Origin of the sequence: Pseudomonas azerbaijanorientalis, from assembly GCF_019139795.1 — a bacterium.
Classification (GTDB): domain Bacteria; phylum Pseudomonadota; class Gammaproteobacteria; order Pseudomonadales; family Pseudomonadaceae; genus Aquipseudomonas; species Aquipseudomonas laurylsulfatiphila.
In genome coordinates this window covers 1,264,467-1,279,010 of record NZ_CP077078.1, presented here as the reverse complement: position 1 = coordinate 1,279,010, position 14,544 = coordinate 1,264,467, and the positions used below count along the sequence as shown (strand labels likewise).

The following is a 14,544-nucleotide window of genomic DNA, read 5'->3' as shown; positions in this document are numbered from 1 at the left end:
ATTCAACATTGATGTGTCTGTTTGACCGCTATCGCGAGCAAGCTCGCTCCCACAAAAAGCCCCCTGCAACAGGTTGAATCTTCAGGTGCTGAGATAGCGCCCGATCAACGCAATCCCGCTGGCCAGCACCAGCCACGTCACCAGACGCACGAACCCCTCGCGGGACATCCGCATGGTCAGGCGCCGCCCAATCCACAGCCCCAGCACCATCGCCGGCAACAGACACACCGCCAGCACCAGCAATGGCAGATCGGCATACACACCGGCGATTGCAAACAGACTCAATCGCACCACTGTACTGCAACTGATCAGTGCGCTCTGGGTGGCCCGGGCCGCCTCCTTGGGCAACCGACTGTTCAGATAGATCGCATACAGAAAGCCGCCGCTGCCAAACAACGCGCCAAACATCCCGCCCACCGTCCCCATCGGCAGAGCCCACACTGCGGACAACTGCGTCGGGCGGGTTTTAACCCACAGGCTGTAGATCGCATAGGCACTGATAAACAGCCCCATCAACAGCAACAACAGATCGGACTTGAGGTTCAGCAGGAAAATCACTCCCAGCGTGCAGCCCACCGCCATGCACGGCAGCAGCCGCAACAGCTCCGACCGGGCAACATCCCGCCGCGAAGGCAACAGGTTGCCGAATGCCGCGACGAAATCGAGCAACACCAGCAATGGCACGATCTTCGACAGCGGCATGAACAGAATCAGAATCGGCCCCGCGATCAACGCCGTTCCGAACCCGGCGATGCCGAACACAATGTAGGCCAGGGCGATGCCCGCGCCGATGACCAGCCAGTCCATGGCGCTGAAAGGCCATTGGTTCAACAACGTCAATACGCTCATTGCAGCGTTCCTCTACTTTAAGTTCGCTGACTTTAGCCATCGCTAAGCGTTGCGACTAATATCATCAAAGCCACTAACCCATCTCAAAAAGGCATGCCTTGTGCTTTCAACCCGGCAACTGCGTTACTTCGTTGAAATCGCTGAATGCGGCAGCTTCAGCGCCGCAGCCGAGCGCCTGTTCATCGCCCAATCGGCCCTGAGCCGGCAAATCAAGGACATGGAAGTCCACCTGCAAACCCCACTTTTCGAACGTACTGCACGGCGGCCCCAGCTCACTCCAGCGGGTGAGGCTTTCTTACCCCGCGCCAAAAACCTGTTGAGCGAGCTGATCAAAGCCAGCGAGACGGCCACCAGGATCGGCAAAGGTCAACACGGCACCTTACGCTTGAGCCATTCCAGCACTGTGCCCATGAGCGGCCGACTGCTGCGCAGCGTCGGCCGTTATCTCGAACATCATCCTGGCGTGTCCATGGACATCGCTCAGTTGTCTTCCGAGGCGCAGCTGCAAGAGTTGGCGGACGGCCGACTGGACATCGGCCTATTGCGCCTGCCAGTGCTGCGTCAGTGTGAAGAGGTGCAAATCGACCCGCTGTACGACGAAGCTTTGCTGGTGGCAGTCCCGCCCGATCACTGGCTGGCCGGGGACAAATCCGGGCGGAAGATCAACCTGGCGCAGCTACGCGACGAAGCGTTTATTTCCATCCCTCATCCCCAGCGAGGCGGTCTTAGCTACCTGTCTGCCGAGTTGTGCATGCGCCAGGGCTTCTTTCCCAAAGCAGCTCGGGTAATGTCGCGTAAAACCACGCAACTGCAACTGATCCAGGCGGGATTTGGTATCGCCCTCTTGCCGGAATCGATGCAAGACATTGCGCCACCCAACGTTCTTTTCCTGCCTTTGGCAGACCCCGGCAGCCATAGCTGCGTCGCTCTGGCGTACCGCAAACACCCCACAGCACTGGTTCAACAGTTCCTCGAGCATTTGGTCATATAGGGGTCGTGCATTCACTTGAAGAATGCCTTTAAACTGCGCCCCATGATTAAAGATCCCTTTGCAAGACTCGGCCTGGACCGCGAAGTCCTGACCGTCAGCCAACTCAACGGCCGCGCGCGGGTGTTGCTCGAAGACGTGTTCAGCAACATCTGGGTAGAGGGCGAAATCTCCAATCTCGCCCGCCCGGCGTCCGGCCACGTGTATTTCACCCTCAAGGACAGCGGCGCCCAGGTGCGTTGCGCGCTGTTCCGGCAGAACGCGGCACGGGTTCGTCAGGCCTTGAAGGACGGGCTGGCGGTCAAGGTGCGCGGCAAGGTCTCGTTGTTCGAGGGGCGCGGTGACTATCAACTGATCCTCGACACCGTGGAGCCGGCCGGCGATGGCGCCTTGCGCCTGGCCTTCGATGCACTCAAGGAAAAGCTCAGCGCCGAAGGCCTGTTCAGTGCCGAGCGCAAGGTCCCGCTACCGGCGCATCCGCAACGCATCGGCATCATCAGTTCGCCCACCGGGGCGGTGATCCGCGACATCATCAGCGTGTTCCGCCGTCGCGCACCGCAGGTGCAGTTGACGCTGATCCCCACCGCGGTTCAGGGCCGCGAAGCCACCGCACAGATTGTCCGTGCGCTGAAGCTGGCGGATGCCCGGGGTTTCGACGCCCTGATCCTGGCCCGGGGTGGAGGTTCGCTGGAAGACCTCTGGTGTTTCAACGAAGAAGCCGTGGCCCGTGCCGTGGACGCTTGCGTGACGCCGATTGTCAGCGCGGTCGGGCATGAAACCGACGTGTCGATCAGCGACTTCGTCGCCGATGTTCGCGCGCCCACCCCCTCCGCTGCCGCCGAATTGCTGGCACCTGATTCCAGTGACCTGGTGCGTCGGGTCGAAAGCCTGCACCGCCGGCTGGTGATGCGCATGCGTGACCGCTTGATGCGCGACCGCCTGCGCCTGGAAGGTGTCTCTCGCCGCCTGCGTCATCCCGGCGAGCGCCTGCGCCAGCAAGCGCAACGCCTGGATGACCTGGACATGCGCATGCGCCGCGCGTTCGAGCGTAGCCTCAACACCCGTCGCGAACGCTTGATCCGTCTGCAAACCCGTCTGGCCGCACAGCATCCGGGCCGGCAACTGGCGATGTTGCGCCAGCGCCTCGACAGCCTGGCCGAACGCCTGCCGCGCGCCATCCGCGAAGGGCTGAAGAACCGTCGCCTGCAATTGCACAGCCAGATGCAGACCCTGCATGTGGTCAGCCCGTTGGCGACCCTCGGCCGTGGCTACAGCATTTTGCTGGACGAGCGCGGCATTGCGATCCGCAACGCCGCGCAAACCCATACCGGCCAGCGCCTGAAAGCCAAGCTGGGCGAAGGCGAACTGCAAGTGCGGGTCGAAGACAACCACCTGACGCCTGTCACCCTTTCTTTACTGGACTGATCCATGCCGCGTTTCCTGGCTCCATTGCTGTTGCTGCTCCTGACCTTCAACGCCCACGCCGACAGCTACATCACCCGCCTGTTGAACAAACCGGTGCCGGGCGGCGTGGCGGTGGTGGATCTGGGCCCGTCCGCCCAGGCGCCAAAAGCCAGTTATCAAGGCAAACCCGTGCTGGTCGTGAAGGAGCAGAACAACTGGCTGGCCATAGTCGGCGTGCCGCTGACGGTCAAGCCGGGGGCTCACTCGATCAGCAGCGGCGGCCGCAATCTGAATTTTACGGTTGGCAACAAGAAATACCCGGAACAGCGCATCACCCTGAAAAACACCCAGCAGGTCAATCCGGACCCGGAAAACCTCAAGCGCATCGAGCGTGAACTGGCCGAGCAGATTGCCGCTTACCGCACGTTCAGCCCCAATACGCCAAGCAATCTGCTGCTGGACAAACCGGTGAACGGGCCGCTGTCGAGCAAGTTTGGCGTGCGCCGATTCTTCAACGGCGAAGAACGCAATCCGCACTCAGGCCTGGACTTTGCCGTGCCGGCCGGCACACCGATCAAGACCCCGGCCGCGGGCAAGGTGATCCTGATCGGCAACTACTTCTTCAATGGCAATACGGTTTTCGTCGATCATGGTCAGGGCTTCATCAGCATGTTCTGCCATATGTCGAAAATCGACGTGAAGGTGGGGCAGCAACTGGCGCGCGGTGGCGTGGTTGGCAAGGTCGGGGCAACCGGCCGGGCTACAGGGCCGCATATGCACTGGAACGTCAGCCTGAACGATGCGCGGGTGGATCCGGCCATTTTCATTGGGGCGTTTCAGCCCTGAATCTTCGCCGAGGCTGATGGCCTCTTCGCGGGCAAGCCCGCTCCCACAGGGATTGGGCTGTACCTGTGGGAGCGGGCTTGCCCGCGAAGGCGCCATTCCAGCCACCAGAACCCCCAAGTCTGCCTCCTGGAGTCCCGCTTCACTCAATTGCGCACCGCTCAAACCTCGCGCAAAAAACAAGATCATCGCAACCACTTGAAGCAATAAAATCTCGATAAACACCCATCCACGAGTATTCCTCTCAATTTTTTTCGACTGCTTGCCATCCTTTCCCCCCGCGGTTAGGGTTGAAGGCATGAAAACCTCTCACACCCTCATTCAGCTCCGCCAGCACCGCAGCCTGTGCCTCGTCAGCGCACGACTGCCGGGCTGAATCGTGGTGCCTCGTCCCAAGCGTCAGTCCAAGAACTTTTGATCCACCGGCAGGCCGCCTTTTTTCGGCCCACACAATAAGGATTTCCCGATGAGCATGCTCAAAGACCCGTCTTCGAAATACCGCGCGTTCCCGACCATCGACATTCCGGACCGCACCTGGCCATCGAAAACCATCACCGCAGCACCGATCTGGTGCAGTTCCGACCTGCGCGACGGCAACCAGTCGCTGATCGAGCCGATGGACGCCGTCAAGAAGCTGCGCTTCTGGAAAACCCTGGTACAGGTCGGCGTGAAGGAAATCGAAGCATCGTTCCCGGCCGCTTCGCAAACCGACTTCGACTTCGTCCGTACCCTGATCGAAGGCAACCACATACCGGACGACACCACCATCCAGGTGCTGACCCAGGGCCGTGAAGACCTGATCGAGCGCACTTTCGAATCCCTGCGCGGCGCGAAGAAAGCCATCGTTCACCTGTACAACGCGACCTCCCCTTCCTTCCGCCGCATTGTCTTCAACCAGGACAAGGACGGGGTCAAGGCCATCGCCGTGAACGCCGCCAAGCTGTTCGTCAAATACGCAGCCATGCAGCCGGACACCGAGTGGACCTTCGAATACTCGCCGGAGACCTTCAGCGCCACCGAGCTGGAGTTCGCCAAGGAAGTCTGCGACGCGGTAATCGAGGTGTGGAACCCGACGCCTGAGCACAAGATGATCCTCAACCTGCCGGCCACCGTCGAATGCGCGACCCCGAACATCTATGCCGACCAGATCGAATGGTTCGGCCGTCACATCAACCGTCGTGACAGCGTGATCATCAGCCTGCACACCCACAACGACCGTGGCACCGGCGTTGCTGCCACCGAACTGGGCCTGATGGCCGGCGCCGATCGCGTCGAAGGCTGCCTGTTCGGCAACGGCGAGCGTACCGGCAACGTCGACCTGGTGACCGTGGCCCTGAACCTCTACACCCAGGGCGTGAACCCTGAGCTGGACTTCTCCGACATCGACGGCGTGCGCAAAGTCGTAGAAGAGTGCAACCAGATCCAGGTACACCCGCGTCACCCGTACGTCGGCGACCTGGTGCACACCGCGTTCTCCGGCTCGCACCAGGATGCGATCCGCAAGGGCTTCGCCCAGCAGAAATCCGATGCCTTGTGGGAAGTGCCGTACCTGCCGATCGACCCGGCTGACATCGGCCGCAGCTACGAGGCGGTCATCCGCGTCAACAGCCAGTCGGGCAAGGGTGGTATCGCCTACCTCCTGGAGCAGGAATACGGCATCAGCCTGCCACGTCGCATGCAGATCGAATTCAGCCAAGTCGTGCAGCGTGAAACCGACCGCCTGGGCCTTGAGATGACCGCCCAGCAAATCCACGCGCTGCTGCACAGCGAGTACTTGCAGGCCAACACCCCGTACGCGCTGGTCAGCCATCGCCTGCAGGAAGAAAACGGTCACAGCGCCGTCGAAGTGGAAGTGGCCAGCAAAGGCCAGGGCGAGACCAACCTGCACTGGCGCGGCAAGGGCAACGGTGCCCTGGAAGCGCTGGTGGCCGGTCTGCCGATCCCGGTGGAAATCATGGACTACAACGAGCACGCCATTGGCGCGGGCACCAATGCCAAGGCTGCGGCCTACATTGAACTGCGCGTGAACGGCGAACGTGCGGTGCACGGCGTCGGCATCGATGAAAACATCACCACCGCCAGCTTCAAGGCCCTGTTCAGCGCGCTGAACCGTTCGCTGAGCCAGCCGGAAGCGAAAGCGGCGTAATCGGCCTTCGCTGAAATGCAAAAGGCCCCGGGGTTTGCACCTCGGGGCCTTTTTTTGCCTGCTTGTTTTTTGTTGTCTGAACCGGCCCCTTCGCGGGCAAGCCCGCTCCCACAGGGTATGTGGGCGTACACAAAATTTGTGTTCGCAACGGTCAACTATGGGAGCGGGCTTGCCCGCGAAGAGGCCCTGTCAGGCAGCGAAAATCTCAGGTGAACTCGAAGGTATCGGCATCCAGATTCGCCGGAAACCGTGTGCGATAAGCTTGAAGGTCTGCGGCATTCAGAACGACCTGAAACACCCCATCCGCCTCTCCCGCGCTCAGCAACGTCTCGCCCTGGAAATCCAGCACCTGGCTGTCCCCGGTATAGGCAAAGCCCTTGCCATCTGAACCAATACGATTCACCGCCGCCACATAGCACAGGTTCTCGATCGCCCGCGCCGGCAGCAGACGGTTCCAATGCTGGCGTCGCGCACCTGGCCAATTGGCGGTGTACAGCAACAGATCCGTGTCCTGAGCGTCACGACTCCACACCGGGAAGCGCAAGTCGTAGCAAATCAGCGGCCGCACGCGCCAGCACTTTAACTCGAACTGCACCTGACGCTCGCCCGGGGTGTAGTGGTTGTGCTCACCGGCCATTCGGAACAGGTGACGCTTGTCGTAATGCAACACCTCGCCATCCGGGCGTGCCCACAACAGGCGATTGCGGTGACTGCCGTCGGCGGCCTGGATGATCACGCTGCCGGTAATCACGGCATTAAGTCTTGCCGCCTGAACCCGCAGCCACTTGCTGGTGGGGCCGTTTTCCGATTCCGCGAGGGTCTCGGACTCCATGGAAAAACCGGTGGTGAACATCTCCGGAAGAATGATCAGGTCAGCGCCGCGAGCCTGCTCCAGCAATGACTCAAAATGCTCCAGGTTGGCCTGACGGTCGTGCCAGGCCAGGGATGTCTGGATCAGCGCCACGGTCAGGTTCGGCAATTCACTCAGATCGCGCATAGTTTTTCCGCCGCTTCACACAGGGTCTCCTCACGCTTGGCAAAGCACAGCCGCACCAGACGCTGCCCTTCAGGCGGCGTCTGGTAGAACACCGAAATCGGGATACTTGCCACACCATGTTCGCGAGTCATCCACAGGGCCATCTCGACATCATTGAGGTCCGGGCGGATCTGCGAGTAATCGACCAACTGGAAATAGGTGCCGCTCACCCGAGTGAAACTGAAACGCGACGGCACCAGCAGATCGCAGAACAGATCACGCTTGGCCTGATAGAAGTCCGGCAGCTCTTCGACGTGCTCAGGATGCTCGGCCATAAAATCGGCCAAGGCATATTGCAGCGGCGTCACACCACAGAAATTGACGTACTGGTGCACCTTGCGCAATTCCGCCGTCAGGGCCGGCGGCGCGACCACGTAGCCGGTTTTCCAGCCGGTGACGTGGTAGGTCTTGCCGAACGAGCTGACCACGAAAGCACGCTGATACAGCTCTTCATGGGCCAGCACGCTGACATGGGGCACACCGTCATACACCAGGTGTTCGTAGACTTCGTCGCTGATCACATAGATGTCGCGATCGCGGATCAAGGCGGCCAACTGATCGAGTTCGGCACGACTGATCAATGCGCCACTGGGGTTGTGCGGAGAGTTGAGAATGATCATCCGCGTGCGCGGGCTCAGTGCCTGGGCAAGCTTCTCGAAGTTGATACTGAAATCGTTCAAGCCCAGTTGTACATGCACGCAACGACCGCCGGCCAGCTCTACCGAGGGCTCGTAGCTGTCGTATGCCGGGTCAAACACGATGACTTCGTCGCCGCTGTGGATAACCGCCTGAATGGCACAGAAAATCGCCTCGGTCGCGCCTGGGGTGACCGTCACTTCAGTATCCGCATCCACCTGCGTGCCATAGCTGCGGGCGATCTTCACCGCAATCTGCTGACGCAACACCGGCAGGCCGGTCATCGGCGAATACTGGTTGTGGCCACTGGCGATATGCCGGCCGACCGCATCGCACAGGGCCTGCGGGGCCGCGAAATCGGGAAAGCCCTGGGACAGATTGAGCGCGCCGGTCTGTGCCGCGAGCTGAGACATCTGCGTGAAGATGGTGATGCCGACATTCGGCAGCTTGCTGGTGATCATCGGTGGTTCCCTGCTCTACACCCGGCTCTACGGCGGCGCGGGGGAGTCCGAGAATAGCCCAAACGGCGCCCATAAAAAAAGGGCGCTCTGGTGAGCGCCCTTTCTCTGACCGACCCCTGTAGGAGCTGCCGCAGGCTGCGATCTTTGATCTTGTCTTTAAAGCAAAATCAAAAGATCGCAGCTGCGGCAGCTCCTACAAAAGCGGTCGATCTGGCCTTCAGGAATCAGCGCTTATCGCGGCGCTTCTTGTCGGCTTTCTTGTGGTGTGACATCAAACGACGCTTCTTGTTGACCTGACGGTCGGTGAGCGTGTTCTTGTTGCCTTCGTACGGGTTCTCGCCACCCTTGAACTCGATGCGGATCGGCGTACCGACCAGCTTCAGCACACGACGGTAAGTGTTTTCCAGATAGCGCACGTACGACTTCGGCACCTTCTCGATCTGGTTGCCGTGGATCACGATGATTGGCGGGTTTGCACCACCGAGGTGGGCATAACGCAGCTTGATCCGGCGGCTGTTGACCATCGGCGGCTGGTGCTCGCTGACCGCGTCTTCGAGGATCTGGGTCAGGCGGCTGGTCGGCCAACGGGTAACCGCAGACTTGAACGAGTTCTGTACCGACGCGTAGAGGTTGCCCACGCCGGTGCCGTGCAGGGCCGAGATGAAGTGGATATCGGCGTAGTCAACGAAGAACAGCCGACGTTGCAGCTCGACCTTCACGAAGTCGCGCTCGCTCGGCGTCATGCCGTCCCACTTGTTGATCGCGATGACCAGCGCACGACCCGATTCAATGGCGAAGCCCAACAGGTTGAGATCGTGATCGACCACACCTTCGCGGGCGTCCATCACGAAGATCACCACGTTGGCGTCTTTGATCGCCTGCAGGGTTTTGACCACGGAAAACTTTTCGACTTCTTCGTGGATCTTGCCGCGCTTGCGCACACCGGCCGTGTCGATCAGCGTGTACTTCTCGTCGTTACGTTCGAACGGGATGTAGATACTGTCGCGGGTGGTGCCGGGCTGGTCGTAGACGATGACCCGATCTTCACCGAGCATGCGGTTGACCAGGGTCGACTTGCCGACGTTCGGACGGCCGATGATCGCGATCTTGATCCCGTCCTTTTCACTTGGGCCAGGAATGCGCTTGGCTTCCTCGCCTTCAGCGACGACCTCTTCCTCTTCGCCTTCCTGCGGCTCGTCTTCGTCACGCGGGAATTCACTCAGTGCCGCTTCCAGCAACTGGGTGATACCACGGCCGTGGGCACCGGCGATCGGGATCGCATGGCCCATGCCCAACGGGGCGAATTCGGCGCGGGCCATTTCCGGGTCGATGTTGTCGACCTTGTTGGCGACCACGTGGGAACGCTTGTTACGTTTGCGCAAATGCTCGGCGATCATCTGGTCGGCGGCGGTAAAACCGGCCTTGGCATCTACCAGGAACAGAACGACATCGGCTTCTTCGATGGCCAGCAGCGACTGCTCGGCCATCTTTTCGTCCATACCGTGCTCGTCACCGGAGATACCGCCGGTGTCGATCAGAATGTAGGAACGCCCTTGCCACTTGGCCTCACCGTACTGGCGATCACGGGTCAGACCGGACAAGTCGCCGACGATGGCGTCACGAGTCCTGGTCAGGCGGTTGAACAAGGTGGACTTGCCGACGTTCGGTCGGCCCACCAGGGCGATTACGGGAACCATGCGGCTCTCCACTTCGTTATTTCAGAAAATACAAAAGCCGCTGCGAGGCAGCGGCTGGTGCTCGGGGCAATCACGTTGTCATTTGTAGGAGCGAGCTTGCTCGCGAAAAACGCCAAGACACCGCGTTTATTCAGGCCGCCAACGTCATCGTTGACGTCCATCGCGAGCAAGCTCGCTCCTACAGTCCTACAAACGGTGAAGCCGCTTGGGGGTTAAAACCCAAGCATAGTCGTTACTTTATGGTCAGGGCTTCCAGTTTGCCGCTGTTGCCATACACATAAATCGTGTCACCCACCACCAGCGGACGGGCACGCAGGCCGTCGCTGTCGATGCGCTCGCGGCCGACGAATCGACCGTCCACCTGACTCAGCAGGTGCAGGTAACCTTCCAGGTCACCGACTGCAACGTAGCTGGAGAACACTTCCGGGGCCGACAGTTGACGACGGGCCAGCGAATCGTTGCTCCACAAGGCTGTGGTGGAACGCTCGTCGACGCCTTCAACGGTACCCGAAGACAGGCTTACATAAACGGTGCCAAAGCCCTGGGCGACACCGGCGTAGCTGGAAGCATCACGCTGCCAGAGCTGACGGCCGCTTTGCAGGTCCAGAGCCGCAACGCGCCCCTGATAGCTGGCGACATACAGCGTCTCGCCCGACAGCAGCAAGCCACCGTCAATATCGACCACGCGCTCCAGCTCCGAACGACCTTGCGGGATCGCTACGCGCTGTTCCCACACCGGTACGCCGTTGGAGATGTCCACGGCAACCACTTTGCCGGTCGACAGGCCAGCCACCGCGAGGCGGTTGGTCACGATCGGCGCACTGGTGCCCCGCAGGGTCAGAACCGCAGGCGTGCTGTCATAGATCCAGCGACGATCACCGGTGGAGGCATCCAGGCCGATCAGGCGATCGTCCTGGGTCTGAACCACCACAACGTCACCGTTGTTGGCTGGCGGTGCCAGCACTTCGCTGGACACGCGAGCGCGCCACTTTTCTTCACCGTTGATCGCGTCCAGGGCAACGATTTCACCCTTGATCGTACCGATCGTGACCAGACCGTAACCAACGCCGACAGCGCCGGAAACAGACAGCTCGAGATCTTTCTTCCATTTGACGTCGCCCGTGTGGCGATCCATCGCCATCAACACGCCAGTGACATCGGCGGCATAGATGGTATCGCCATCGATGGCCGGAACCAGCATGTTGTAGGTTTCGCCCTGACCGTCACCGATCGAACGACTCCACTGCTTTTGCAGAACCACTTCTTCCTTGAAGTCGACCAGTTCGGCCGGAGGCAGTTCTTTTTTGCTGTTGCTGCTGCAACCCGCGGCCAAAATGGCCAGGGCCAGCAATGCTGCATGTTTCCAACGAATCACGTCACGCATCCCCTTTGGCCAGGTCGTCCAGCTTGATTTGCAGGCCACCGACCGCCGCTTCATCCGACAGTGCCGCCTTGGCTTTTTGATACGCCGTGCTCGCCTCGTCGGTACGACCCAACTGCACCAGCAGGTCGCCCTTGAGTTCTTCGCGGGTGGCCAGGAATGCCTTGTCGGCATCGCCTTCGAGCAGCTTCAGGGCTTCGTCGGCCTTGTTCTGCGCGCCGAGTACCTGGGCCAGACGCTGACGGGCGATTTCGCCCAGCGCCGGGTTGGCCGGCTTGGCGACAATAGCCTTGAGCTCGGTGACCGCGTCGTCCAGCTTGCCGCTGTCGACCGCGACCTTGGCCACGAACAGGCTGCCGTACTGCGCGTAGGCGCTGCCGCCGTACTCGCTGTTAAGCTTGCCGGCCAGGTCCGAAACACGAGCCGCATCAGGCTTGCCGTCAGGCGTCAGCGTGGTTTCGAGCAATTGCTGATAGAGAATCGAGGCGCCTTGCGACTGATTGCTCTGATACTTGTGGAACGCCTGCCAGCCGAACACGATGACCAACGCCAACAGGCCGCCAGTGACCAGGGGCTTACCGTTGCGTGACCACCATTCCTTCAGTTCCATCAAATGTTCGTCTTCGGTACTCGACACCCCAATACTCCTTAATCGCTAATTCGGCTGTTTAGACAGCTTCAACCCTGCACGACGCAGGTGGCCAGGTGCGCTGCAAGCGCATCCCAGGCAATGCTTTGTTGTTCACCCTGGCCACGCAGGGGTTTGAAACCTACCACTTGCTGGGCCATTTCGTCGTCACCGAGGATCAGCGCGTACAACGCACCGCTCTTGTCGGCCTTCTTGAACTGGCTTTTGAAACTGCCGGCGCCGGCATTCACTTGCAGGCGCAGGTTGGGCAACTGGTCACGGACGCGCTCCGCCAGGGTCAGCCCGGCGAGTTCGGCGGCTTCACCGAAGGCGCAGAGGTAGACGTCAACCTGACGGGAGATCTCTTGCGGGATCTGCTCCAGGGTTTCCAGCAACAGCACCAGGCGTTCGATGCCCATGGCAAAGCCAACGCCGGCGGTCGGCTTGCCGCCCATCTGCTCTACCAGGCCGTCGTAACGACCGCCAGCACACACGGTGCCCTGGGCGCCGAGCTTGTCGGTGACCCATTCGAAAACGGTCTTGCTGTAGTAATCCAGCCCGCGAACCAGCTTCGGGTTGATCACGTAGGGAATGCCGGCGGCGTCCAGGCGAGCCTTGAGGCCCTCGAAGTGCACGCGGGATTCTTCGTCGAGGTAGTCGGCCATCTTCGGCGCATCGACCAATACCGCCTGGGTCTCGGCGTTCTTGGTATCAAGAACCCGCAGCGGATTGGTTTTCAGGCGACGCTGGCTGTCTTCGTCGAGTTTGTCCATGTGCGCCGAGAGGTATTCGACCAGTGCTTCGCGATAACGGCCGCGGGATTCACTGGTGCCCAGGCTGTTGAGCTCGAGCTTTACCGCATCGCGGATGCCCAGCTCGCCCCACAGGCGCCAGGTCAACACGATCAGTTCGGCGTCGATGTCCGGACCGTCGAGGTTGAACACTTCGACACCAATCTGGTGGAACTGGCGATAGCGACCTTTCTGCGGGCGCTCGTGACGGAACATCGGACCGATGTACCAGAGTTTCTGAACCTGGCCGCCGCCGGTGATGCCATGTTCCAGCACCGCGCGCACGCAAGCCGCCGTGCCTTCAGGGCGCAGGGTCAGGGAGTCGCCGTTGCGGTCGTCGAAGGTGTACATCTCTTTTTCGACGATGTCGGTCACTTCACCGATGGAGCGCTTGAACAGCTCGGTGAACTCGACGATCGGCATGCGGATCTGCTTGTAACCGTAGTTATCCAGCAGGCGCGAAACGGTGCCTTCGAAATGACGCCACAGGGGAGTCTGTTCGGGCAGGATGTCGTTCATGCCACGAATGGCTTGCAGAGACTTGCTCACGTTAAATCCTTAAATTCGTTCGATCAGCCACGCGCGATAACGGCAGCGTCAGCTTCGACCTTTTCGGCCGCTTTCTGGCGGATCAAGCGTTCAAGCTCATCCACCAGATTGTCATTCGTCAGTTTCTGCGATGGCTTGCCATCGATGTAAATCAGGTTGGGCGTGCCGCCGGTCAAGCCGATATGGGCTTCCTTGGCTTCACCCGGGCCGTTGACCACGCAACCGATGACCGCAACATCCAGCGGTACCAGCAAATCCTCGAGGCGCCCTTCCAGCTCGTTCATGGTCTTGACCACATCGAAGTTCTGCCGCGAGCAGCTCGGGCAGGCGATGAAGTTGATGCCACGGGAACGCAGGTGCAGGGATTTGAGAATGTCGTAGCCGACTTTCACTTCCTCGACCGGGTCGGCCGCCAACGAGATGCGGATAGTATCGCCAATCCCTTCGGCGAGCAGCATACCGAGGCCCACGGCAGATTTCACCGTGCCTGAACGCAAACCACCGGCTTCGGTGATGCCCAGGTGCAGTGGCTGGACGATTTCCTTGGCCAGCAGGCGGTACGCTTCGACGGCCATGAACACGTCGGAGGCTTTCACGCTGACCTTGAAGTCCTGGAAGTTCAGACGTTCAAGGTGCTCGACGTGACGCAAGGCAGACTCGACCAGCGCAGCAGGCGTGGGCTCGCCGTATTTCTTTTGCAGGTCTTTTTCCAGGGAACCGGCGTTCACGCCGATACGGATCGGGATTCCGCGGTCACGGGCGGCATCGACCACCGCGCGCACGCGATCTTCGCGACCGATGTTGCCCGGGTTGATCCGCAGGCAATCGACACCCAGCTCGGCGACGCGCAACGCGATGCGGTAGTCGAAGTGGATGTCGGCAACCAGGGGGACTTTGACCAGCTGCTTGATCTTGCCGAAGGCCTCGGCAGCGTCCATGTCCGGTACGGAAACCCGCACGATATCGACGCCAGCCGCTTCCAGGCGATTGATTTGCGCGACCGTGGCCGCGACGTCGTTGGTGTCGCTGTTGGTCATGCTCTGCACAGCGATAGGCGCATCGCCGCCAACAGGCACGTTACCGACCCAGATCTTGCGGGATTCGCGACGTTTGATTGGAGATTCGCCGTGCATGA

Annotated in this window: 12 protein-coding genes; 4 read left to right on the top strand and 8 right to left on the bottom strand. The window is 60.6% G+C overall.

Translation table 11 applies throughout. From position 1 onward, the window contains the following. Nucleotides 1-81: 81 nt before the first annotated feature. The gene (locus tag KSS91_RS05600; RefSeq protein WP_217837290.1) at nucleotides 82-849 is read right to left on the bottom strand and encodes a sulfite exporter TauE/SafE family protein; all 768 of its coding nucleotides are present in this window, start codon (nucleotides 847-849) and stop codon (nucleotides 82-84) included. Between the two features lie 100 nt (nucleotides 850-949). Here KSS91_RS05600 and KSS91_RS05595 point away from each other — a divergent pair, with 100 nt between their 5' ends. The 4 genes from KSS91_RS05595 to leuA all read left to right on the top strand — a co-directional run bounded on the left by KSS91_RS05595 (nucleotide 950) and on the right by leuA (nucleotide 6,230). After that, on the top strand, nucleotides 950-1,840 hold the full coding sequence (locus tag KSS91_RS05595) for a LysR family transcriptional regulator (protein ID WP_217837289.1): 891 nt from the start codon (nucleotides 950-952) through the stop codon (nucleotides 1,838-1,840). A 42-nt stretch (nucleotides 1,841-1,882) separates the two neighbouring features. Continuing rightward, nucleotides 1,883-3,262 (top strand): exodeoxyribonuclease VII large subunit, encoded by a 1,380-nt coding sequence (gene xseA, locus KSS91_RS05590; RefSeq protein WP_217837288.1) that lies wholly within the window; start codon nucleotides 1,883-1,885, stop codon nucleotides 3,260-3,262. 3 nt (nucleotides 3,263-3,265) lie between these two features. Next, nucleotides 3,266-4,087: a M23 family metallopeptidase gene (locus tag KSS91_RS05585; RefSeq protein ID WP_217837287.1), complete on the top strand. Its 822-nt coding sequence runs from the start codon at nucleotides 3,266-3,268 to the stop codon at nucleotides 4,085-4,087. A gap of 463 nt (nucleotides 4,088-4,550) precedes the next feature. Next, entirely contained in the window at nucleotides 4,551-6,230 is a 1,680-nt protein-coding gene (leuA, locus tag KSS91_RS05580; RefSeq protein ID WP_095964827.1) for a 2-isopropylmalate synthase, read from the top strand. 205 nt (nucleotides 6,231-6,435) lie between these two features. Here leuA and KSS91_RS05575 read toward each other — a convergent pair whose 3' ends face one another. The 7 genes from KSS91_RS05575 to ispG all read right to left on the bottom strand — a co-directional run bounded on the left by KSS91_RS05575 (nucleotide 6,436) and on the right by ispG (nucleotide 14,542). Then, complete coding sequence (locus KSS91_RS05575) at nucleotides 6,436-7,227, bottom strand: amidohydrolase (protein WP_217837286.1); 792 nt, start codon at nucleotides 7,225-7,227, stop codon at nucleotides 6,436-6,438. Then, complete coding sequence (locus KSS91_RS05570; RefSeq protein ID WP_217837285.1) at nucleotides 7,215-8,363, bottom strand: pyridoxal phosphate-dependent aminotransferase; 1,149 nt, start codon at nucleotides 8,361-8,363, stop codon at nucleotides 7,215-7,217. Before KSS91_RS05570 ends, KSS91_RS05575 begins: the two co-directional genes overlap by 13 nt. A 224-nt stretch (nucleotides 8,364-8,587) precedes the next feature. Then, nucleotides 8,588-10,060 (bottom strand): ribosome biogenesis GTPase Der, encoded by a 1,473-nt coding sequence (der, locus tag KSS91_RS05565; protein WP_007973987.1) that lies wholly within the window; start codon nucleotides 10,058-10,060, stop codon nucleotides 8,588-8,590. Nucleotides 10,061-10,292: 232 nt separating this feature from the next. Further along, entirely contained in the window at nucleotides 10,293-11,444 is a 1,152-nt protein-coding gene (gene bamB / locus KSS91_RS05560; protein WP_217837284.1) for an outer membrane protein assembly factor BamB, read from the bottom strand. Continuing rightward, nucleotides 11,437-12,078, bottom strand: coding sequence for a tetratricopeptide repeat protein (locus KSS91_RS05555; protein ID WP_217837283.1), 642 nt, complete (start codon nucleotides 12,076-12,078; stop codon nucleotides 11,437-11,439). Before KSS91_RS05555 ends, bamB begins: the two co-directional genes overlap by 8 nt. 41 nt (nucleotides 12,079-12,119) lie before the next feature. After that, complete coding sequence (gene hisS / locus KSS91_RS05550) at nucleotides 12,120-13,409, bottom strand: histidine--tRNA ligase (RefSeq protein WP_217837282.1); 1,290 nt, start codon at nucleotides 13,407-13,409, stop codon at nucleotides 12,120-12,122. Between the two features lie 23 nt (nucleotides 13,410-13,432). After that, nucleotides 13,433-14,542 carry a flavodoxin-dependent (E)-4-hydroxy-3-methylbut-2-enyl-diphosphate synthase gene (gene ispG, locus KSS91_RS05545; protein ID WP_003185136.1) on the bottom strand — a complete coding sequence of 370 codons (1,110 nt, stop codon included), beginning with the start codon at nucleotides 14,540-14,542 and terminating at the stop codon, nucleotides 13,433-13,435. Nucleotides 14,543-14,544: the final 2 nt, after the last annotated feature.